Origin of the sequence: Pseudomonas sp. NyZ201 (assembly GCF_049860765.1) — a bacterium.
GTDB classification, from domain to species: domain Bacteria; phylum Pseudomonadota; class Gammaproteobacteria; order Pseudomonadales; family Pseudomonadaceae; genus Aquipseudomonas; species Aquipseudomonas bharatica.
This window is the reverse complement of the sequence record NZ_CP187557.1, coordinates 866,511-887,932: the sequence shown is the minus strand read 5'-3', so window position 1 is coordinate 887,932 and position 21,422 is coordinate 866,511. Positions and strand designations below refer to the sequence as shown.

At 62.3% G+C, this 21,422-nt stretch carries 17 protein-coding genes; 6 read left to right on the top strand and 11 right to left on the bottom strand.

The features are described from left to right. Positions 1–4: 4 nt before the first annotated feature. The 8 genes from ACPFMA_RS04055 to grpE all read right to left on the bottom strand — a co-directional run bounded on the left by ACPFMA_RS04055 (position 5) and on the right by grpE (position 10,350). Positions 5–442, bottom strand: a complete 438-nt coding sequence (locus ACPFMA_RS04055; protein WP_051032725.1) for a hypothetical protein — start codon at positions 440–442, stop codon at positions 5–7. Then, positions 420–902 (bottom strand): transcription elongation factor GreA, encoded by a 483-nt coding sequence (gene greA, locus ACPFMA_RS04050; RefSeq protein ID WP_037061676.1) that lies wholly within the window; start codon positions 900–902, stop codon positions 420–422. Before greA ends, ACPFMA_RS04055 begins: the two co-directional genes overlap by 23 nt. Further along, positions 899–4,120, bottom strand: a complete 3,222-nt coding sequence (carB, locus tag ACPFMA_RS04045; protein ID WP_009404288.1) for a carbamoyl-phosphate synthase large subunit — start codon at positions 4,118–4,120, stop codon at positions 899–901. Before carB ends, greA begins: the two co-directional genes overlap by 4 nt. Positions 4,121–4,226: 106 nt before the next feature. Beyond that, complete coding sequence (gene carA / locus ACPFMA_RS04040) at positions 4,227–5,363, bottom strand: glutamine-hydrolyzing carbamoyl-phosphate synthase small subunit (RefSeq protein WP_064303362.1); 1,137 nt, start codon at positions 5,361–5,363, stop codon at positions 4,227–4,229. A gap of 265 nt (positions 5,364–5,628) precedes the next feature. Further along, a complete protein-coding gene (gene dapB, locus ACPFMA_RS04035) occupies positions 5,629–6,432 on the bottom strand; it encodes a 4-hydroxy-tetrahydrodipicolinate reductase (protein WP_009404286.1) in 804 nt (267 codons plus the stop codon). Positions 6,433–6,444: 12 nt separating this feature from the next. Next, positions 6,445–7,569, bottom strand: coding sequence for a molecular chaperone DnaJ (gene dnaJ / locus ACPFMA_RS04030; RefSeq protein WP_009404285.1), 1,125 nt, complete (start codon positions 7,567–7,569; stop codon positions 6,445–6,447). Between the two features lie 192 nt (positions 7,570–7,761). Further along, positions 7,762–9,681 (bottom strand): molecular chaperone DnaK, encoded by a 1,920-nt coding sequence (dnaK, locus tag ACPFMA_RS04025; protein ID WP_425929723.1) that lies wholly within the window; start codon positions 9,679–9,681, stop codon positions 7,762–7,764. A gap of 102 nt (positions 9,682–9,783) precedes the next feature. After that, a complete protein-coding gene (grpE, locus tag ACPFMA_RS04020) occupies positions 9,784–10,350 on the bottom strand; it encodes a nucleotide exchange factor GrpE (RefSeq protein ID WP_009404283.1) in 567 nt (188 codons plus the stop codon). A gap of 228 nt (positions 10,351–10,578) precedes the next feature. On the opposite strand from grpE, the gene recN reads away from it, so the two are divergent. Further along, positions 10,579–12,252, top strand: a complete 1,674-nt coding sequence (gene recN / locus ACPFMA_RS04015; RefSeq protein WP_425929722.1) for a DNA repair protein RecN — start codon at positions 10,579–10,581, stop codon at positions 12,250–12,252. A gap of 71 nt (positions 12,253–12,323) precedes the next feature. On the opposite strand, the gene fur is transcribed toward recN, so the two are convergent. After that, entirely contained in the window at positions 12,324–12,728 is a 405-nt protein-coding gene (fur, locus tag ACPFMA_RS04010) for a ferric iron uptake transcriptional regulator (RefSeq protein ID WP_009404281.1), read from the bottom strand. 97 nt (positions 12,729–12,825) lie between these two features. Between fur and ACPFMA_RS04005 the strand changes: the two genes are divergently transcribed. Beyond that, complete coding sequence (locus tag ACPFMA_RS04005) at positions 12,826–13,350, top strand: outer membrane protein assembly factor BamE (RefSeq protein WP_064303360.1); 525 nt, start codon at positions 12,826–12,828, stop codon at positions 13,348–13,350. 60 nt (positions 13,351–13,410) lie between these two features. Here the strand turns inward: ACPFMA_RS04005 and ACPFMA_RS04000 are convergent, their stop codons facing one another. After that, on the bottom strand, positions 13,411–13,845 hold the full coding sequence (locus ACPFMA_RS04000) for a type II toxin-antitoxin system RatA family toxin (protein WP_009404279.1): 435 nt from the start codon (positions 13,843–13,845) through the stop codon (positions 13,411–13,413). A 124-nt stretch (positions 13,846–13,969) separates the two neighbouring features. Between ACPFMA_RS04000 and smpB the strand changes: the two genes are divergently transcribed. Continuing rightward, a complete protein-coding gene (gene smpB, locus ACPFMA_RS03995) occupies positions 13,970–14,452 on the top strand; it encodes an SsrA-binding protein SmpB (protein ID WP_009404278.1) in 483 nt (160 codons plus the stop codon). 97 nt (positions 14,453–14,549) lie between these two features. On the opposite strand, the gene ACPFMA_RS03990 is transcribed toward smpB, so the two are convergent. Then, the gene (locus ACPFMA_RS03990) at positions 14,550–15,317 is read right to left on the bottom strand and encodes an FCD domain-containing protein (RefSeq protein WP_009404277.1); all 768 of its coding nucleotides are present in this window, start codon (positions 15,315–15,317) and stop codon (positions 14,550–14,552) included. 255 nt (positions 15,318–15,572) lie between these two features. On the opposite strand from ACPFMA_RS03990, the gene ACPFMA_RS03985 reads away from it, so the two are divergent. From ACPFMA_RS03985 to ACPFMA_RS03975, 3 genes are all read left to right on the top strand, one after another. After that, positions 15,573–17,237, top strand: coding sequence for a lactate permease LctP family transporter (locus tag ACPFMA_RS03985; protein WP_064303359.1), 1,665 nt, complete (start codon positions 15,573–15,575; stop codon positions 17,235–17,237). A gap of 71 nt (positions 17,238–17,308) precedes the next feature. Further along, a complete protein-coding gene (gene lldD, locus ACPFMA_RS03980; protein WP_064303358.1) occupies positions 17,309–18,454 on the top strand; it encodes an FMN-dependent L-lactate dehydrogenase LldD in 1,146 nt (381 codons plus the stop codon). A gap of 77 nt (positions 18,455–18,531) precedes the next feature. Beyond that, complete coding sequence (locus ACPFMA_RS03975; protein ID WP_064303357.1) at positions 18,532–21,342, top strand: FAD-binding and (Fe-S)-binding domain-containing protein; 2,811 nt, start codon at positions 18,532–18,534, stop codon at positions 21,340–21,342. The last annotated feature ends 80 nt before the right edge of the window (positions 21,343–21,422 follow it).

Here is a 21,422-nt window from a genome sequence, read left to right as displayed (position 1 = left end):
CGTCTTAGCGCGCCCTGGTCGGGACAGGCTGGGCCACCAGCGCAATGCCGCTGAGCCCCAGCACGACGAAGCAGAACACCTGCCAGCGCGCACCGGCCGAGAAGCCGTAGCGCAAGGTGTAATAGCCGATGCAAGCGGTGAAACCGACCAGCAGCAACTTGCCGCTGAACAGCCGCCAGCAAGCCGGCAATCCCTTCAGCCGCACCAGCACGGCCAATTGCGTCAACAATCCCAGCGCCGCCACACCGATCAACCAGCGGTCGATCTGGATAGAGATGTCCTCTATCAGCAGGGGCGCCAGGCTGCTGACCTTCAACGCCGGCACCAGGCCGACATGAAACACCCAAAGGCCACCGACCCAGAATACCTGGGCCAGTTGCCAGAGGATGGCTTCGACGCAAGGCCCGGAGAGGCTGTCGTCAGATGTGCTTGACTTCGACAATCTCGTACTCGACCGTGCCGCTCGGGGTTTTCACCACGACCACATCGCCTTCTTCCTTGCCGATGATGGCGCGGGCGATCGGCGCGCTCGCGGAGAGCTTGCCTTTCTTGATATCAGCCTCGTCCTCGCCAACGATCTGGTAGGTCACCTGATCGCCGGTCTCGGTGTTTTCCAGATCCACGGTGGTACCGAAAATCACCTTGCCGGTATGGGCGATGGTGGTGACGTCGATCACCACCGAGTTCTGCAGACGGCCTTCGATGTCGCGGATCCGCGCCTCGACCATGCCCTGCTCTTCACGAGCGGCGTGGTATTCGGCGTTTTCCTTGAGATCGCCCAGCTCCCGCGCTTCACCGATCGCCTGGCTCAGGCGTGGGCGCTCGGTCTTGCTGAGGAAGGTCAGTTCGTCTTCCAGGGCGCGAGCGCCCTGGACGGTCATCGGGTACTTGGTAATGCTCATGCTTTGAGTCCTGCATGCAGATCCTGCAAGCGGCGAACGGTCTTTTCCGGACCGAACTTCAGCGCTTCGCAGATAGCTTCACCGGCCGCAATGGTGGTGGTGCAGTAGATCTTGTGCTGCAACGCATTGCGGCGAATCGAGTAGGAATCGGCGATCGACTGGCGACCTTCGGTGGTGTTGATGATCAGCGACACTTCGTCGTTCTTGATCATGTCGACCACGTGCGGACGCCCTTCGGTCACCTTGTTCACGCGACGCACTTTCAGGCCGGCCGCCTCGATGATCTTCGCGGTTCCGGCAGTTGCGACCACTTCGAAGCCCAGGGCAATCAGGTCGCGGGCAACGCCGGCCACTTGCGGCTTGTCGTCGTCACGCACGCTGATGAACGCGGTACCGCCGGTCGGCAGCACTTCGCTGGCACCCATCTGGGCCTTGGCGAAGGCTTCACCGAAGCTGTCGCCGACACCCATGACTTCGCCGGTGGATTTCATCTCAGGGCCGAGGATCGGGTCAACCCCCGGGAACTTGGCGAACGGGAACACCGCTTCCTTGACGCTGTAGAAGTTAGGAATGATTTCCTTGGTGAAGCCCAGCTCTTTCAGGGTCTTGCCGGCCATGACACGGGCCGCGATCATCGCCAGCGAGGTGCCGATGCACTTCGAAACGAAAGGCACGGTCCGCGAAGCGCGAGGGTTGACTTCGATCACGTAGATCTTGTCGCCCTGCAGCGCCAGCTGCACGTTCATCAGGCCGACAACGCCCAGCTCCAGGGCCATCTTCTTGACCTGCTCGCGGACTTCGTCCTGCACATGGGCAGGCAACGAGTACGGCGGCAGCGAGCATGCAGAGTCACCGGAGTGAACACCGGCCTGCTCGATGTGCTGCATGATCGCGCCGATGACCACGTCGGTGCCGTCGCAGACCGCATCCACGTCCATCTCGATGGCGCAGTTGAGGAAGTGGTCGAGCAGCACCGGGCTGTCGTTGGAGACCTGGACCGCTTCACGCAGGTAGCGCTTCAGTTCGTCCAGCTCGTAGACGATTTCCATGGCGCGACCGCCCAGTACGTAGGACGGACGAACGACCAGCGGGTAGCCGATATCGCCAGCGGCGCGAATGGCTTCGTCTTCGCTGCGCACGGTGGCGTTTGGCGGCTGCAGCAGGTTCAGGCGCTGGACCATCTGCTGGAAGCGCTCGCGGTCTTCGGCACGGTCGATGGCGTCAGGGCTGGTACCGATGATCGGTACACCGGCCTCTTCCAGGGCGCGAGCCAGTTTCAGCGGGGTCTGGCCGCCGTAGTGGACGATGACGCCCTTCGGCTTCTCGACGCGCACCACTTCCAGCACGTCTTCCAGGGTCAGCGGCTCGAAGTACAGGCGGTCGGAGGTGTCGTAGTCGGTGGAAACGGTTTCCGGGTTGCAGTTGACCATGATGGTCTCGTAACCGTCGTCACGCAGTGCCAGCGCGGCATGCACGCAGCAGTAGTCGAACTCGATGCCCTGGCCGATACGGTTCGGACCGCCGCCCAGGATCATGATCTTGTCGCGGGTCGACGGATTGGCCTCGCACTCTTCCTCGTAGGTCGAGTACAGGTAGGCGGTGTCGGTGGCGAACTCGGCGGCGCAGGTATCCACGCGCTTGTACACCGGGAAGACTTCCAGCTTGTGGCGATGGCGACGCAGGTTCTTGTCGGTGATACCCAGCAGCTTGGCCAGGCGCTGGTCGGAGAAGCCCTTGCGCTTGAGGTTCAGCATCAGTTGCTTGTCGATGGCGGCCAGGCCCAGGGTCTTGACCTTCTCTTCTTCCTTGATCAGGTCTTCGATCTGGATCAGGAACCAGTGGTCGATGCTGGTCAGGGCGAAGATTTCGTCGCGGGTCATGCCGGCGCGGAAGGCATCGGCCACGTACCAGATACGCTCGGCGCCCGGCACGGTCAGCTCGCGCTTGAGGATGCTCGGGGTTTCCGGGTTGGCCAGGTCGACTTTCGGGTCGAGGCCGCACACACCGACTTCCAGGCCACGCAGGGCTTTCTGCAGCGACTCCTGGAAGGTCCGGCCGATGGCCATGACTTCACCCACGGATTTCATCTGGGTGGTCAGGCGGGCGTCGGCTTTCGGGAATTTCTCGAAGGCGAAACGTGGCAGCTTGGTGACGACGTAGTCGATCGATGGTTCGAAGGAAGCCGGGGTACGACCGCCGGTGATGTCGTTCTGCAGCTCGTCGAGGGTGTAGCCGACAGCCAGCTTGGCGGCGATCTTGGCGATCGGGAAGCCGGTGGCTTTCGAAGCCAGTGCGGAGGAACGGGATACCCGCGGGTTCATTTCGATCACGACCATGCGGCCGGTGTTCGGGCAGATACCGAACTGCACGTTGGAACCGCCGGTTTCGACACCGATTTCACGCAGCACCGCCAGGGAGGCGTTGCGCATGATCTGGTATTCCTTATCGGTCAGGGTCTGTGCCGGAGCAACGGTGATCGAGTCACCGGTGTGCACGCCCATCGGGTCGAAGTTCTCGATGGAGCAGACGATGATGCAGTTGTCCTTTTTGTCGCGGACCACTTCCATCTCGTACTCTTTCCAGCCGATCAGCGATTCGTCGATCAGCAGTTCCTTGGTCGGCGACAGGTCGAGGCCACGGGCGCAGATCTCTTCGAACTCTTCACGGTTGTAGGCGATGCCACCACCGGTACCGCCCATGGTGAAGGACGGACGGATGATGCACGGGAAGCCCAGCTTCTCGAGGACCGCATTGGCCTCTTCCATGCTGTGGGCGATACCCGAGCGCGGGCATTCCAGGCCGATGGCCTTCATTGCCTTGTCGAAACGCGAACGGTCTTCGGCCTTGTCGATGGTGTCGGCGTTGGCGCCGATCATTTCCACGCCGAATTTCTCCAGGACGCCTTCGCGCTCCAGGTCCAGGGCGCAGTTCAGTGCGGTCTGGCCACCCATGGTCGGCAGCAGCGCGTCCGGCCGCTCTTTCTCGATGATCTTGGCAACGGACTGCCACTTGATCGGCTCGATGTAGGTGGCGTCGGCCATGGCCGGGTCGGTCATGATGGTGGCAGGGTTGGAGTTCACCAGGATGACGCGGAAACCCTCCTCGCGCAGGGCCTTGCACGCCTGGGCGCCGGAGTAGTCGAATTCGCAGGCCTGGCCGATCACGATCGGGCCAGCGCCGAGAATCAGGATGCTTTTAATGTCTGTACGTTTTGGCATGGTTGTCACTCAAATCCGCAGGTCAGTCGGCAAGCCGTCTTGAACAATCTTGGTCAGGCGCTGCTGAACCGGGCTTCGCCGGTCCAGCGCCTTCACGCAGGGATGCTTAGCGGCGCTTGGCCATGGCATCGATGAAACGATCGAACAGTGGCGCGACATCGGTCGGGCCAGGGCTGGCTTCAGGGTGGCCCTGGAAGCTGAACGCGCTCTTGTCGGTGCGCTCGATGCCCTGCAGGGTACCGTCGAACAGCGACTTGTGGATGGCGCGAACGTTGGCCGGCAGGGTGGCCTCGTCGACCGCGAAGCCGTGGTTCTGGCTGGTGATCATCACCACGCCGGTGTCCAGGTCCTGGACCGGGTGGTTGGCACCGTGATGGCCGTGGCCCATCTTCACGGTCTTGGCACCGGACGCCAGGGCCAGCAGCTGGTGACCGAGGCAGATACCGAAGACCGGAATATCGGTTTCCAGGATTTCCTTGATCGCCTGGATGGCGTAGTCGCAAGGCTCCGGATCGCCAGGGCCGTTGGACAGGAACACGCCATCAGGGTTGAGGGCAAGCACTTCGCTGGCCGGGGTCTGCGCCGGGACGACGGTCAGGCGGCAGCCACGGGCGACCAGCATGCGCAGGATGTTCAGCTTGACGCCATAGTCGTAGGCAACCACGTGGTACGGCAGGTCGGCCGCCTCGATGGTCGGGTGGCTGTCGGTTTTCAGCTCCCAGACACTGGAGCGCCACTCGTAGGCACTCTTGGTGCTGACCACCTTGGCCAGGTCCATGCCTTTCAGGCCCGGGAATCCGCGCGCTGCGGCGATGGCGGCTTCCTCGCTGATATTGTCACCGGCCAGGATGCAACCGTTCTGTGCACCTTTCTCACGCAGGATGCGGGTCAGGCGGCGGGTATCGATACCGGCGATGGCCACGACATTGTTGGCTTTGAGGTAATCGCTCAGGGACAGGGTGTTACGCCAGTTGCTGGCGATCAGCGGCAGGTCGCGGATGACCAGGCCGGCCGACCAGACGCGATCGGACTCGGCGTCTTCGGCGGTAGTGCCGGTGTTGCCGATATGAGGGTAGGTCAGGGTAACGATCTGTTGCGAGTACGATGGGTCAGTCAGGATTTCCTGATAGCCGGTCATTGCGGTGTTGAACACCACCTCACCAACGGTCTGACCGTCGGCTCCAATGGCTTCACCGCGAAAAATGCTGCCATCGGCAAGGGCGAGTATGGCTGGCTTAGTCAAGAAGACCTCCCGTAAATCAAGCCTGAAGGGGCGATCGCAGGTTGCAAAAAAGCGGAATGACGTATAGACACGTCACCCCGCTTTCTTCGTCGAATTATCTGCGCGCTTTTAGTGGACACACTAAAGCTGTAGCTTACAGAAAAACGCTTTTTGGGTCTACCACTGATGTGTCTGAAAGACGCAGGAATGCGACAGGGCGCATCGGAGAAGGCCGCAGGAGTGCCCGCTCATGGAGACCGGGCACTCTGGGTAACGCAGCACAGAATCAATGCAGGTCGAGCACGTCCTGCATATCGTACAGGCCCGGCTCGCGACCATCGAGCCACATGGCCGCACGAACCGCACCCTTGGCGAAGGTCATGCGACTGGAAGCCTTGTGGGTGATCTCCACGCGCTCGCCCTCGGCGGCGAACAGCACGGTGTGGTCACCGACTACATCACCGGCACGCACAGTGGCGAAACCAATGGTCTGGCGATCACGTGCGCCGGTCTGGCCCTCGCGACCGTAGACCGCCACCTCCTTCAGATCGCGCCCCAGCGCCTGGGCCACCACTTCGCCCATGCGCAGTGCGGTACCGGACGGTGCATCGACCTTGTGACGATGGTGAGCCTCGATGATCTCGATATCCACTTCATCGGCCAGCACGCGGGCAGCGGTGTCGAGCAGCTTCAGGCAGAGGTTGACCCCCACGCTGAAGTTGGCGGCGAAGACGATCGGAATCTCCTTGCCCGCCTCGACCAGCAACTGCTTCTCCTCGGCACTGAAGCCCGTAGTGCCGATTACCATGGCCTTGCCCGCCTTGCGGCAGAACGCCAGGTTCTTCAGGGTCACCGACGGGTGGGTGAAGTCGATCAACACATCGAACTCTTCCACCACCTTGGCCAGGTCGTCCGAGATCGGTACGCCGATCCGGCCCAGCGCCGCCAGCTCGCCGGCATCGGCACCCACCAGCGTGCTGTCGGGACGATCCACCGCCGCCGTCAGACCAGCGCCCTGGACGTGCTGGATCGCCTCGACCAGGGTCTTGCCCATGCGCCCAGCCGCGCCCATTACCGCAATACGTCGCATGCGTTTTTCCTTTTACAGATCGCCGAAGAAGCGTTTCACACCCTCGAACCAGCCACTGGCCTTGGGCGAATGGGAACTGTCGCCTTCCAGGGAAGCACGCAGCTCTTCGAGCAGCTCGCGCTGGCGACGGCTCAGGTTGACCGGCGTCTCGACCGCCACACGGCACATCAGGTCACCGGCACCACCACCACGCACCGGCGCCACACCCTTGCCGCGCAAGCGGAACTGCTTGCCGGTCTGGGTACCTTCCGGAATCTTCAGCTTGACCCGACCATCGAGGGTCGGCACTTCCAGCTCGCCACCCAATGCCGCATCGGTGTAGCTGATCGGTACTTCGCAGTACAGATGCTTGCCGTCACGCTGGAAGATCGGGTGCTCGCGCACATTGATCACCACGTACAGGTCGCCGGTCGGGCCACCCTGGGTGCCCGCCTCGCCTTCGCCGGAGAGGCGAATGCGGTCGCCGGTATCGACACCGGCCGGCACCTTGACCGACAGGGTCTTGTACTCTTCGATGCGCCCCTCGCCGTGGCAGGAGTCGCACGGATCGGTGATGATCTTGCCCTGCCCCTGGCAACGCGGGCAGGTCTGCTGCACCGAGAAGAAGCCTTGCTGCATGCGCACCTGGCCGATGCCGCCGCAGGTCGGGCAGGTCGCTGGCGAAGAGCCTTTCTTCGCGCCCGAGCCGTCGCATGGCTTGCAGTTGACCAGTGTCGGCACACGGATATTGACCGTGGTGCCACGCACCGCTTCTTCGAGGTTCAGCTCCAGGGTGTAGCGCAGGTCACTGCCACGCTGGGCGCCGCCGCGGGAACCGCCACGACCACCACCGAAGAAATCGCTGAACACATCGCCGAAGATGTCGGAGAAATTGGCGCCGCCAAAACCGGCACCGCCGCCACCCATGCTCGGATCGACGCCGGCGTGGCCGTACTGGTCGTACGCGGCACGCTTGCTGGTATCGGAGAGCACTTCGTAGGCCTCGTTGGCCTCCTTGAACAGCTCTTCGGACTCTTTGCTATCGGGATTACGGTCCGGGTGGTGCTTCATCGCCAGGCGACGGTAGGCCTTTTTCAAATCAGCCTCGCTCGCGCCCCGCTCGACTCCCAGAACCTCGTAATAGTCACGCTTTGCCATGGTTCTTTGCACTCTTGAGGACGTTCGGCAAACCTCTGCGCGTCAGCGCTGTGCCGTCAGCATCGGCATCGCTACCGGTGCTGAAGAAAATTCGGGTGTTCCAGACACGCCAACGCGGGAGCAAGCCCCCGCGCGGCGACATCCTACCAGTCAACGTCAAACATCAGTCAACCGGCCGACAACCAGCAGCAATTACTTGTTGTCTTTGACTTCTTCGAACTCGGCGTCAACGACGTCGTCGTGCTTGGCGTCGTCAGCCTGCTGGGCCTGAGCACCCGCCTCCGACTTCTCGCCCTGCTCGGCGTACATCTTCTGGGCAACCGGCGCGGAGACTTTCGACAGCTCTTCGATCTTCGCTTCGATGGCAGCCTTGTCGTCGCCCTTGACGGCGGCCTCCAGGGCAACCACAGCGGCTTCGATCGCGGTCTTCTCTTCGGCGGTTACCTTGTCACCGGCGTCAGCGACCATCTTGCGGGTCGAGTGGACCAGCGCGTCACCCTGGTTGCGGGCGGCGGCCAGCTCTTCGAACTTGCGGTCTTCCTCGGCGTTGACTTCAGCGTCGCGAACCATCTGCTGGATCTCTTCCTCGGACAGGCCGGAGTTGGCCTTGATCACGATGGACTGCTGCTTGCCGGTGGCCTTGTCCTTCGCACCTACGTGCAGGATGCCGTTGGCGTCGATGTCGAAGGTAACCTCGATCTGCGGAACGCCACGTGGAGCAGGCGGAATCTCGGCCAGGTCGAACTTGCCCAGGGACTTGTTCTGCGCGGCTTGCTTGCGCTCGCCTTGCAGGACGTGAATGGTCACTGCGCTCTGGTTGTCGTCGGCGGTCGAGAACACCTGCGACTTCTTGGTCGGGATGGTGGTGTTCTTCTCGATCAGCGCGGTCATCACGCCACCCATGGTTTCGATACCGAGGGTCAGCGGGCTGACGTCGAGCAGCAGGACGTCCTTGACGTCACCGGCCAGAACGGCACCCTGGATGGCCGCACCCATGGCAACGGCTTCGTCAGGGTTGACGTCCTTGCGCGCTTCCTTGCCGAAGAACTCGCCAACGGTTTTCTGTACCAACGGCATGCGGGTCTGGCCACCGACCAGGATCACGTCGTCGATCTTGCTGACGTCGATGCCAGCGTCTTTCATGGCGATGCGGCATGGCTCGATGGTGCGCTGAACCAGGTCTTCGACCAGCGACTCCAGCTTGGCGCGGGAGATCTTCACGTTCAGGTGCTTCGGACCGGTGGCGTCGGCAGTGATGTACGGCAGGTTGACGTCGGTCTGCTGGCTGGAAGACAGCTCGATCTTGGCCTTCTCGGCAGCTTCTTTCAGACGCTGCATGGCCAGAGGATCACCCTTCAGGTTCATGCCGGTTTCTTTCTTGAATTCCTCGACGAGGTAGTCGATCAGACGGATGTCGAAGTCTTCACCACCGAGGAAGGTGTCACCGTTGGTTGCCAGCACTTCGAACTGGTGCTCGCCATCGACTTCGGCGATTTCGATCACCGAAACGTCGAAGGTACCGCCACCCAGGTCATAGACGATCACGGTGTGGTCACCCTTGGCCTTGTCCATGCCGTAGGCCAGTGCGGCAGCGGTCGGTTCGTTGATGATGCGCTTGACGTCCAGACCGGCGATACGGCCGGCGTCCTTGGTTGCCTGGCGCTGGCTGTCGTTGAAGTACGCAGGTACGGTGATGACCGCTTCGGTCACTGCCTCGCCGAGGTAGTCTTCGGCGGTTTTCTTCATTTTCTTCAGGACTTCGGCGCTGATTTGCGGCGGAGCCATTTTCTGGCCGTTGACTTCGACCCAGGCGTCATTGTTGTCCGCCTTGACGATCTTGTACGGAACCATCTGGATGTCTTTCTGCACGACGTCTTCTTCGAAGCGACGGCCGATCAGACGCTTTACTGCGTACAGGGTGTTGTGCGGGTTGGTGACGGCCTGGCGCTTGGCCGACTGGCCAACCAGGATCTCGCCATCGTTGGCGTAAGCGATGATCGACGGCGTGGTGCGAGCGCCTTCGGCGTTCTCGATCACCTTGACGTTGCCGTTTTCCAGAATGGAGACGCAGGAGTTGGTGGTCCCCAGGTCGATACCGATGATTTTGCCCATGTTAACTCTCCCGAAACTTTGGATTTGGTTGCCGCAGCGGTGGTTGCCAACTGCGGTAGCACTTAAACGCTTGACACCTAGATGGGGGCCATCCGGCTAATTTCAAGCCTTCTCGTCGATGGAAGGCGAAACCGCTGCCGGAGCCTTGCTGACCACGACCATGGCCGGACGCAACAGACGTCCGTTGAGCTGATAACCCTTCTGGAACACCTTGAGCACGCTGTTCGGCTCGACGTCGGCGCTTTCCTGCATGGCCATCGCCTGGTGCTGCTCGGCATTGAAGGGTTCGCCGTGCGGGTCGATGGCTTCGAGGTTGTAGCGCTTGAGGGTGTCTTCGAACATCTTGAGGGTCAGCTCGATGCCTTCGCGCATCGGACGGATGCTTTCGTCGTCCGCGCTGGACAGCTCCAGGCCGCGCTCCAGGCTGTCGATGACCGGGAGAAGATCGCCAGCGAACTTCTCCAGGGCGAATTTGTGGGCCTTTTCCACGTCCTGCTCGGCACGGCGGCGGACGTTCTGCAGGTCGGCGGCGGTGCGCAGGGCCTGGTCCTGGGCTGCGGCAACCTGCTCCTCGAGCAGCTGCACGCGCGCAACCAGATCCTCGGAACCCGCCTCGGCGGCTTTGTCTGCGTTTGGATTCAGTTCGTCCAGCTTCTGCTCATCAGCCATGAAATATCTCCTCTCAATGTGGTCGGCGAGCTCGACTCGCGCATCTGCCGGCCTATATGGGGTCGCAAAAAGCAGCTTCAAGGGCGATTGAACATCAATGTGCGGGGCACATAACTGTCCGCGATCAAAAGCCGGCCGGCACAAGCGAATGGTGCTAAGGAAGGGCATTGTCAGAAATTTCAAAAACACTGTATAAATAACCAGACATTGACTCTGGGAGCCGCCCGCATGCTGGTGCACCTGTCCATCCACAACTACGCCATCGTCGAACACCTTGACCTCGAACTCGCCCGCGGCATGAGCGTCATCACCGGCGAAACCGGGGCCGGCAAGTCGATCATGCTCGACGCCCTGGGCCTGACCCTGGGTGATCGCGCCGACAGCGGCGTGGTGCGCCCGGGCGCAGACAAGGCCGACATCCTCGCCACCTTCGACCTGGACGACATTCCCGAGGCCCGCTCCTGGCTGGCCGAGCGCGACCTGGACAACGACGGCCCCTGCATCCTGCGTCGCGTGGTCACCGCCGAAGGCCGCAGCCGCGGCTACATCAACGGCACCCCATGCCCCCTCGGCGACCTCAAGGCGCTGGGCGAACTGTTGATCGATATCCACAGCCAGCACGAGCACCAGTCGTTGCTGAAGATCGACACCCACCGCCGCCTGCTCGACGAGTACGCCGGCGCCACCGACCTGGCACGCCAGGTACAGCTGGCTGCACAACGCTGGCGGCAGACCCACACCGAACTGGAACGCCTGCGCAACTCGGGCGATGAACAGCGCGCCCGCCACCAGTTGCTCAGCTACCAGCTGGAAGAACTGGACAACCTGGGCCTTGGCGAAAACGAACTGGAGCAACTGGAGCAGGAGCACAAGAACCTGACCAACGCCGAAGCCCTGTTCGGCATCTGCCGCCAGGTGATCGACCATTGCAGCGAGAGCGATTCAGGCAATGTGCTGAGCGCCCTGACAGCCAGCCTCAATCGCCTGACCGCCGTGCAGAATGCTCCTCGCGCCCTGGGCGAAGCCGTCAACCTGATCGCCAGCGCGCAGATCCAGGTGGAAGAAGCCGTTGGCGAACTCAACCGCTTCCTCGACAACTTCGATGCCGACCCGATGCGCCTGCAGCAACTGGAAGAGCGCCTCGATGCTCTCTATACCCTGGCGCGCAAGCACCGCGTCCACCCTACCGGGTTGCTCGACCTGCAGCAGCGCCTGGGCGAGGAGCTGGAAAGCCTGAATGCCAACGACGAATCGATCGAACGCCTTGAAGAGGAACTCAAGGCGTATACCCGCCACTATCATGAAAAGGCCGGCGAACTGAGCAGCCTGCGCCAGCGCGCATCGACCCAGCTGGCTTCGGCAGTGGAGCAGGAGATCCAGCGCCTGGGCATGCCGGGCGGTCGCTTCCGCATCGAGCTTCGGCCTGGCAATGGCGAAGACCTGCACCCCCACGGGCTGGAACAGGTGGAACTGCTGGTCAGCGCCAACCCCGGGCAGCCTCTCAAGGGGCTGGCGAAAGTGGCCTCCGGTGGCGAGCTGTCACGCATCAGCCTGGCGATCCAGGTAATCACCGCGCAGACCTCGCGAATCCCGACCCTGGTCTTCGACGAAGTGGACGTGGGCATCGGCGGCCCCACTGCAGAAATCGTTGGCCAGTTGCTGCGTCGCCTGGGCGAGCGTGGCCAGGTCCTGACCGTCACCCACCTGCCGCAGGTAGCTGCGCAAGGCCACCACCACCTGTTCGTTCACAAGGTGCGCAACAGCGATGCCACGCACACGGCCGTTACCAGCCTGGGCAAACGCGAGCGGGTCGAGGAAGTGGCACGCATGCTCGGCGGCATCGACCTGACCAAGGAATCACTGGCTCACGCCAGGAAGATGGTGGTGACCAGCAAGAGCTGATCCGGAAAACCTGAAATAAAGAAGGCGACCCGTGGGTCGCCTTCTTTATTGATGCAAACAAGCGCGAACGCTTACTTCTTCTTGCGCACGTACAACACCAGGTTGTGATCGACCAGTTCGTAACCGTGCTCGGCAACGATTTCCTTCTGGCGCTTCTCGATTTCAGCATCGAAGAATTCGACCACCTCACCGGAGTCCACGTTGACCATATGGTCGTGATGGCCGCCATCGGCCAATTCGAATACCGCGTGACCGCCGTCGAAGTTGTGACGTACGACCAGGCCGGCAGCCTCGAACTGGGTCAGGACACGATAAACCGTGGCCAGGCCGACATCTTCCCCCGCCTCCATCAACGCCTTGTAGACGTCTTCAGCGCTCATGTGGCGCTGCTCGGTAGAGTCGAGCATCTGTAGGATCTTGACTCGAGGCAGGGTCACCTTGAGACCGGCTTTGCGCAGTTCGCTATTTTCAACCATGGTCAGCTTTCTCGCCGATGCTGCTTCGCAGCTTCTCTGAATACGGGTATGATCGGGGTTTACGTTGTCCAGCCAAGATAGTGGAAGTCGCCCACCGATGCAAAACACCAAGCTCTTGCTAACCAGCCTCACCCTCGTGGGACTGCTCGCACTCGCCGGTTGCTCGTTTCCCGGGGTTTACAAAATCGACATCCAGCAGGGCAATGTCGTAACGCAGGACATGATAGACCAATTGCGCCCCGGAATGACCCGTCGCCAAGTACGGTTTATCATGGGCAATCCGCTGATCCAGGACACCTTCCACACCAATCGCTGGGATTACCTGTACAGCCTGCAACCTGGCGGCGGTGAGCGCCAACAGGAACGCATCAGCGTCTTCTTCAACGAACAGGACCAACTGGCCAGCCTCTCCGGCGACTTCATGCCAGGCAAGAGCCGCGACCAGGAAATTCTTGGTAACGAAAGCAGCACGACTGTCAGCCAGCCAGGCCAGCAACAGGCCGAGCCGGCAACACCAGAAAAACCTGCCCGCCCGGGCTCGCTGGAAGAGAAAATCCAGCGCGACGTCGACACCATCGAAGTCATGCCGGTACCGGCGCCGCCGCCACTGCAAACCGAGTAATCAAGGCGTGCATAAAAAAGCCCGAACAGATGTTCGGGCTTTTTTTTGAGCTGTGGCCTGTCAACCGTAGAGCTGCTTGGCCCGCTGGCAGAACGCATCGACCAGGGTATTCGCCGCCTGGTTGAACAGTGGCCCCAATGTCGCCTTGACCAAGGCTCCGGAATATTCGAACGACAGGTCCAGGCTGATCTTGCAGGCCTTCTCGCCCAAGGGCTTGAACACCCAAAGGCCATGCAACTGGCTGAACGGCCCCTCTTCCAGATTCATCTCGATGGATTGCCCCGGCACCAGTACATTGCGCGTTACAAAGTGCTGGCTGAGCCCGCCCTTCGCGACCTCGACCCTGGCCCGCATGGCGGTCTCGCTCTGCTCCAGCACGGTGGAACCGGAACACCAGGGCAGGAACTCGTGGTAGCGATCCACATCGTTGACCAGATCGTAGAGCGCCTGAGCGGGGTAAGGCAGCAAGGCCGACCGTTGTATATGGGTAGTCATCCAGGCGTCATTTCCAAACGTGAACAAAAAGGATGCGGGGCATTGTCCGGGATTCACCGCGCCGCCTCAAGCTCGCCACTTCCCCGTAGCCGACGACGCAGCGACTCCCTATAATGCCGCCCCTATGGCCAAACAAAAGAAACATCCGACAGGGACCATCGCGCAGAACAAGAAAGCGCGACACGATTACTTCATCGAACACAAGTTCGAGGCCGGACTGGTCCTGTCCGGTTGGGAAGTAAAAAGCCTGCGTGCCGGCAAGGCGCACCTCGTGGACAGCTATGTACTGCTCAAGGACGGTGAAGCCTGGCTGATGGGCAGTCATATCACCCCGCTGACCACCGCCAGCACCCACGTCATCGCCGACCCGACCCGTACCCGCAAGCTGCTGCTCAACCGCCGCGAACTCGAGCGCCTGTACGTGGGCGTGCAGCAGAAAGGCTACACCTGCGTCGCGCTGTCCTTGTACTGGAGCAAGCACCTGATCAAGTGCGAAATTGCCCTGGGCAAGGGCAAGAAGGAATACGACAAGCGCGACACCGAGCGCGAGCGCGATTCCAATCGCGAGCTGCAGCGCGCGGTGCGTAACAAGGGGCGGGAAGACTAGTTCTTTCTATGCCCTTGAGGGCCTCATCGCTGGCAAGCCAGCTCCCACCCGTGGGAGCTGGCTTGCCAGCGATGAGGTCATCAGCAACAACACAAGATCAGCGCCCCTTGCGCCGCTCCGCCCGCGCCACCCGCTGCACTTCCTGCCGCGCCTCCTCCAGTACTTCCTGCACATACAGGATGTGTCGGCTCGACACTTCCCTTGCATCCTGCGCGCGCCCTTCGACGATCGCCAGGTACAGGTCCCGGTGCTGGCTGATCAGCATGTCCCGGGTCTCCGAACGCTGCTGGTACATGCCACCGATATTGGTCACCACGTTGCGCTTGAGCAGGTCGAACAAGCCGCGGATGGTGTGCAGCAATACCGCGTTGTGACTGGCCTCGGCAATCGCCAGATGAAAGCGCGCGTCGGCGGCGCCTTCTTCGGCGCGGGTCACCTCATCATTGCGGTTGTAGCAATCCTGCAAGGCATCGAACGCCGCCTTGAGCCGCTCGCGATCCACATCGGTCGCACGCATCGCTGCGTAATAAGCGCATGAGGCTTCCAGGGTGTGGCGAAACTCCAGCAAGTCACGCTGGGCCTCCGGGTTGCTTTCGAGCAACTGCAGCAACGGATCGCTGAAGGTCGTACCCAACGACTCCGCCACGTAGTTTCCGCCGCCCTGGCGACTGACCAGCATGCCCTTGGCCACCAGCTTCTGGATCGCCTCGCGCAGCGACGGGCGGGAAACGCCGAACTGTTCGGCCAGCACCCGCTCGGCCGGCAGACGCTCGCCAGCGGTGAGGGTGCCCTCAAGAATCATTCCCTCCAGCCGCTCGACGATATCGTCGGACAAACGGCGCTGGCGGACCTGGTCGAAAACCATCACGTGCTCTCCACAATCCCCGAGTCAGTTCGGGGGCGCCTATTCTGGCCTATCCCGCCCGTCTCTACACCCATCAGTTGGCAAGTTTCCTTACCACTCAGCCAACCCTTTCGTCGGCCCTGCGACCAAAGTTTCACAAGGACAAATTGACACACCCACGGAGAGGCTTTTAACCTAGCGCCTCGCCATTGTAAATTGGTATTACCAATTAACCAATGCCAGCGCCTTACCAAAAACAATTAGGGGCCACCCCATATGCAAACCTGGCAACAACTCTATAGTCCGCTTGGTAGTCTCGGCCTGTCCGCCCTGGCGGCAGTCATCCCGATCGTGTTCTTCTTCCTGGCGCTGGCCGTGTTCCGACTCAAGGGACACATCGCGGGCAGCATCACCCTGGCCCTGTCGATCCTGGTGGCGATCTTCGCCTTCCAGATGCCTGCCGACATGGCGTTCGCCGCCGCCGGCTACGGTTTTGCCTACGGGCTGTGGCCCATCGCCTGGATCATCGTCGCCGCGGTGTTCCTCTACAAACTGACGGTCAAAAGCGGCCAGTTCGAAGTGATCCGCAGCTCCGTGCTGTCGATTACCGATGACCAGCGCCTGCAGGTCCTGCTGATCGGCTTCTGCTTCGGCGCCTTCCTCGAAGGCGCTGCCGGTTTCGGCGCGCCTGTCGCCATTACCGCCGCCCTGCTCGTCGGCCTCGGTTTCAACCCGCTGTACGCCGCCGGCCTGTGCCTGATCGCCAACACCGCGCCCGTGGCCTTCGGTGCCCTGGGCATCCCAATCATCGTGGCCGGCCAGGTCACCGGCATCGACGCCTTCCACATCGGCGCCATGACCGGTCGCCAGTTGCCGCTGCTGTCGCTGTTCGTGCCGTTCTGGCTGGTCTTCATGATGGACGGCCTCAAGGGCGTGAAGGAAACCTGGCCTGCCGCGCTGGTCGCCGGCCTGAGCTTTGCCGTCACCCAGTACTTCACCTCGAACTTCATCGGCCCGGAACTGCCCGATATCACCTCGGCCCTGGCCTCGCTGATCGCCCTGACCCTGTTCCTCAAGGTCTGGCAGCCGAAGAACTCCTTCACCACCGCTACCGCCAGCGTCGGCGCCGCCGTGGTCAAGGGCGGCAGCCAGCCGACCCCGTACAGCTTCGGCGAAATCTTCAAGGCGTGGTCGCCGTTCCTGATCCTCACCGTGCTGGTCACCATCTGGACCCTGAAGCCGTTCAAGGCCGCCTTCGCCTCCGGCGGCTCGATGTACAACTGGGTGTTCAACTTCGCCATCCCGCACCTGGATCAACTGGTGATCAAGACCGCACCGATCGTCGCCAACCCCACGGCGATCCCGGCAGTCTTCAAGCTGGACCCGATCTCTGCCACCGGCACCGCGATCTTCCTCTCTGCGCTGATCTCGATGATCGTCCTGAAGATCAATATCAAAACTGGCCTGACCACTTTGAAAGAGACCTTCTACGAGCTGCGCTGGCCAATCCTGTCCATCGGCATGGTGCTGGCCTTCGCCTTCGTCACCAACTACTCGGGCATGTCCTCGACCATGGCCCTGGTCCTGGCCGGCACGGGCGCCGCGTTCCCGTTCTTCTCGCCGTTCCTTGGCTGGCTGGGCGTGTTCCTGACCGGCTCGGATACGTCGTCCAACGCCCTGTTCAGCTCGCTGCAGGCCACCACCGCACACCAGATCGGCGTCAACGACACCCTGCTGGTCGCGGCCAACACCAGCGGCGGCGTAACCGGCAAGATGATTTCGCCACAGTCCATCGCCGTGGCCTGCGCCGCGACCGGCCTGGTCGGCAAGGAATCGGACCTGTTCCGCTTCACCCTCAAGCACAGCCTGTTCTTTGCCACCATCGTCGGCCTGATCACCCTGATCCAGGCGTATTGGCTGACCGGCATGCTGGTTCACTAAAGTGACAGGGGCCGGGCGCGCTTCCGACGCGCCCGGCAGTTGCCTTCTCACACAGATAGCTGCGAGATCCCATGATCATTTCTGCCTCCACCGACTACCGCGCTGCGGCCCAGCGCAAGCTGCCGCCCTTCCTGTTCCATTACGCCGACGGTGGCGCCTACGCCGAACACACCCTGCGGCATAACGTCGAGGATCTGGCGAGCATTGCCTTGCGCCAGCGCGTTCTGAAAAACATGTCCGAACTGAGCCTGCAGACCAGGCTCTTCGACGAAACCCTGAACATGCCGGTGGTCCTCGCCCCGGTCGGTCTGACCGGCATGTATGCCCGTCGCGGTGAAGTCCAGGCAGCACGCGCGGCGGCTTCGAAAGGCATTCCCTTCACCATGTCCACGGTGTCGGTGTGCCCGATCGAGGAAGTCGCCCCGGCCATCGACCGGCCAATGTGGTTCCAGCTTTATGTCCTGAAAGACCGAGGCTTCATGCGCAATGCGCTGGAGCGAGCCAAAGCCGCCGGGGTCAAGACCCTGGTGTTCACTGTCGACATGCCGGTTCCCGGCGCCCGCTATCGCGACGCCCATTCCGGCATGAGCGGGGCGAACGCACCGCTGCGCCGTGTATGGCAAGCCATGACTCATCCGCAATGGGCCCTGGATGTCGGCCTGCTGGGCCGCCCGCACGATCTGGGCAACATTTCCAAATACCGCGGCAACCCCACCGGCCTGGCAGACTACATCGGCTGGCTCGGTGCCAACTTCGACCCGTCCATTTCCTGGAAAGACCTGGAATGGATCCGCGAATTCTGGGACGGCCCGATGATCATCAAGGGCATCCTCGATGCAGACGACGCCCGTGACGCAGTGAAATTCGGCGCCGACGGCATCGTCGTTTCCAACCACGGCGGTCGCCAGCTCGATGGCGTACTCTCCAGCGCCCGGGCCCTGCCGGCCATTGCCGACGCGGTAAAAGGCGATATCAGGATTCTTGCCGACTCGGGCATCCGCAGCGGCCTCGATGTGGTACGCATGATCGCCCTCGGCGCCGATACCGTGATGATCGGCCGCGCCTTCCTCTACGCCCTGGCCACCCACGGCGAGGCTGGCGTGCGTAATTTGCTGGAACTGTTCGAGAAGGAAATGCGCGTGGCGATGGTCCTGACCGGCGCCAAGTCGATCAGCGAGATCACCCGCGATTCCCTGGTCCGCGAACTGGGCGCCTGAGCGCGCCCGCCCTTTATACCGCCTGATTGACCGGAGCACGCGGCGCGCCAGAGGCCGTGGCTCCGCGAGGAGTTTGCATGAGCCTGCCCGCCGCGTTCCTTCGCGATGCCGAGCGCCTGATTCCCGCCGACCGTCGCTTCGACGATCCGACCTCGACCCTGGCTTTCGGCACCGATGCCAGCTTCTATCGGCTGATTCCCAAGCTGGTGGTACGGGTCGAATCCGAAGACGAAGTGGTCGGCCTGATCCATCTGGCCCAGCGCGACCGCGTTCCGGTGACCTTCCGTGCCGCCGGAACCAGCCTGTCGGGCCAGGCCATCAGCGACTCGGTGCTGATCGTGCTCGGCGATAACTGGAACGGCCGTGAAATCCGCGGTCAGGGCGAACAGATCCGCCTCCAGCCGGGGGTCATCGGTGCCCAGGCCAACGCCTGGCTCGCACCGTTCGGGCGCAAGATCGGCCCCGACCCGGCGTCGATCAATGCCTGCAAGATCGGTGGCATCGTTGCCAACAACGCCAGCGGCATGTGCTGCGGTACCGCGCAGAACACCTATCACACCCTCGCCGGCCTGCGCCTGGTGCTGGCCGATGGTACTCGGCTGGACAGTGAAGACCCGGCAAGCGTGGCCGCCTTCGAAAGCAGCCACGCCGGGCTGCTCGACGAACTGGCCCGGCTTGGTCGCGAAACCCGCGCCAATACCGCATTGGCCGAGCGTATCCGGCACAAGTACCGGCTCAAGAACACCACTGGCCTGTCGCTGAATGCACTGGTGGACTACGACCAGCCACTCGACATCCTGCAACACCTGCTGGTCGGCTCCGAAGGCACCCTCGGTTTTATCAGCGCGGTGACCTACGACACCGTACCCGACCACCCGCACAAGGCCTCGGCACTGATCGTCTTCCCGACCGTGGAGAGCTGCTGCCGCGCTGTCACCGTGCTCAAGCAGCAACCGGTATCCGCCGTGGAACTGCTCGATCGGCGCAGCATGCGCTCGGTGCAGGACAAGCCGGGCATGCCGGAATGGGTGAAAGGCCTGTCGGAAAATGCCTGCGCCTTGCTCATCGAATCCCGCGCGGCCAGTCAGACGCTGCTGCATGAGCAGTTGGCGCAGATCATGGCGTCCATCGCCGATTTCCCGCTGGAGCAGAAGGTCGATTTCAGCGAAGACCCGGCGGTGTACAACCTGCTGTGGAAAATTCGCAAGGACACCTTCCCTGCCGTCGGCGCAGTGCGCCAGACCGGGACTACAGTCATCATCGAAGACGTCACCTTCCCCGTCGAGCAACTGGCCGAAGGTGTGAACCGCCTGATCCTGCTGTTCGACAAGCATGGCTACGACGAGGCGATCATTTTCGGCCATGCACTGGAAGGCAACCTGCACTTCGTCTTCACCCAGGGCTTCAACAACGCGACGGAGGTCGCCCGCTACCAGGCCTTCATGGATGACGTGGCACACTTGGTCGCCGTGGAGTTCGGCGGCTCGCTCAAGGCCGAGCACGGTACAGGGCGCAACATGGCCCCCTTCGTCGAACTGGAATGGGGCCGCGATGCCTATGAGCTGATGTGGAAGCTCAAGCGCCTGCTCGACCCCAACGGCATCCTCAACCCGGACGTGATCCTCAGTGAAGATCCGGACATCCATCTGAAGCATCTGAAGCCGCTGCCAGCCGCCGACGAAATCGTCGACAAGTGCATCGAGTGCGGTTTCTGCGAGCCGGTCTGCCCCTCCAAAGGGCTGACCCTGAGCCCGCGCCAGCGCATCGTCATGTGGCGGGATATCCAGGCGAAGAAGCGTGCCGGCGAAGACACCTCGGCACTGGAACGCGACTACCGCTACCAGGGCATCGACACCTGCGCGGCGACGGGGCTGTGTGCCCAGCGCTGCCCGGTCGGGATCAACACCGGTGAATTGGTGAAGAAGCTGCGTGGAAAGGCCGCACATCACGGCAAGACCGCAGACTGGCTGGTGGAGAATTTCCATACGGCGCTCAGCGGCGCCCGCCTGACGTTACGTATCGCCGACGGCGCCCGTCGCTTGCTCGGTGCACCGCGCCTTGCCCGGATCAGTCATTCGTTGAACAAAGCGAGCAAGGGTCGCCTGCTGCAATGGACGCCGGCCATGCCGCAACCGCTCAAGTCGCCGAAGGTCGGCCTTGCCGGCACCGATGCGCGGCCACGGGTCGTCTACCTGGCCGCCTGCGTCTCGCGGGTGATGGGCCCGGCAGCGGGAGACAAGGAACAGACTTCTCTGTTGGACAAGACCCGTCGCCTGCTGGAAAAGGCCGGTTACCAGGTGGTCTTCCCGGAGAACCAGGACAGCCTCTGCTGCGGCCAGCCCTTCGCATCCAAGGGTTATGCCGAGCAGGCCGAGCACAAGCGCCAGGAACTGCTGGGCGCCCTGCTCCATGCCAGCCGCGGCGGCCTCGATCCCATCTACTGCGACACCAGCCCGTGCACCCTGCGCCTGGTGGAGGACCTGGCCGAGACCCGGCTTGACCTGTACGACCCGGTGCGCTTCATCCGCACCCACCTGCTCGACAAGCTCGAGTTCACGCCGCAGGACGCGCCGGTGGCGGTGCATGTCACCTGCAGCACCCAGCACCTCGGTGAAAGCCAGGCGCTGATCGACCTGGCGCGCCTGTGCAGCAAGCAGGTGGTGATCCCGGAAGGTATCCACTGCTGCGGGTTCGCCGGCGACAAGGGCTTCACTACCCCGGAACTCAACGCCCACTCGCTGCGCAGCCTGAAGGGCGCAGTGCAGTATTGCGAGGAAGGCATTTCCACCAGCCGCACCTGCGAGATCGGTCTGTCGAGTCATTCAGGCATCGACTACCACGGCCTGGTCTACCTGGTGGACCGGGTGACCCGCCCGCGCACCATCTGACCGTTTCCGGCCGGTTGGCAAAACAAGCCAACCGGTCGTGACATTCCCGTGAACTCCTTCAAGGGCGGCGCAGTCCACCC

Coding starts and splice junctions, on each gene's coding strand:
- greA (WP_037061676.1), bottom strand. CDS start 902: ATGAGCATTACCAAGTACCCGATGACCGTCCAGGGCGCTCGCGCCCTG.
- carB (WP_009404288.1), bottom strand. CDS start 4,120: ATGCCAAAACGTACAGACATTAAAAGCATCCTGATTCTCGGCGCTGGC.
- dapB (WP_009404286.1), bottom strand. CDS start 6,432: ATGCGACGTATTGCGGTAATGGGCGCGGCTGGGCGCATGGGCAAGACC.
- dnaJ (WP_009404285.1), bottom strand. CDS start 7,569: ATGGCAAAGCGTGACTATTACGAGGTTCTGGGAGTCGAGCGGGGCGCG.
- dnaK (WP_425929723.1), bottom strand. CDS start 9,681: ATGGGCAAAATCATCGGTATCGACCTGGGGACCACCAACTCCTGCGTC.
- grpE (WP_009404283.1), bottom strand. CDS start 10,350: ATGGCTGATGAGCAGAAGCTGGACGAACTGAATCCAAACGCAGACAAA.
- recN (WP_425929722.1), top strand. CDS start 10,579: ATGCTGGTGCACCTGTCCATCCACAACTACGCCATCGTCGAACACCTT.
- fur (WP_009404281.1), bottom strand. CDS start 12,728: ATGGTTGAAAATAGCGAACTGCGCAAAGCCGGTCTCAAGGTGACCCTG.
- ACPFMA_RS04005 (WP_064303360.1), top strand. CDS start 12,826: ATGCAAAACACCAAGCTCTTGCTAACCAGCCTCACCCTCGTGGGACTG.
- ACPFMA_RS04000 (WP_009404279.1), bottom strand. CDS start 13,845: ATGACTACCCATATACAACGGTCGGCCTTGCTGCCTTACCCCGCTCAG.
- smpB (WP_009404278.1), top strand. CDS start 13,970: ATGGCCAAACAAAAGAAACATCCGACAGGGACCATCGCGCAGAACAAG.
- ACPFMA_RS03990 (WP_009404277.1), bottom strand. CDS start 15,317: ATGGTTTTCGACCAGGTCCGCCAGCGCCGTTTGTCCGACGATATCGTC.
- ACPFMA_RS03985 (WP_064303359.1), top strand. CDS start 15,573: ATGCAAACCTGGCAACAACTCTATAGTCCGCTTGGTAGTCTCGGCCTG.
- lldD (WP_064303358.1), top strand. CDS start 17,309: ATGATCATTTCTGCCTCCACCGACTACCGCGCTGCGGCCCAGCGCAAG.
- ACPFMA_RS03975 (WP_064303357.1), top strand. CDS start 18,532: ATGAGCCTGCCCGCCGCGTTCCTTCGCGATGCCGAGCGCCTGATTCCC.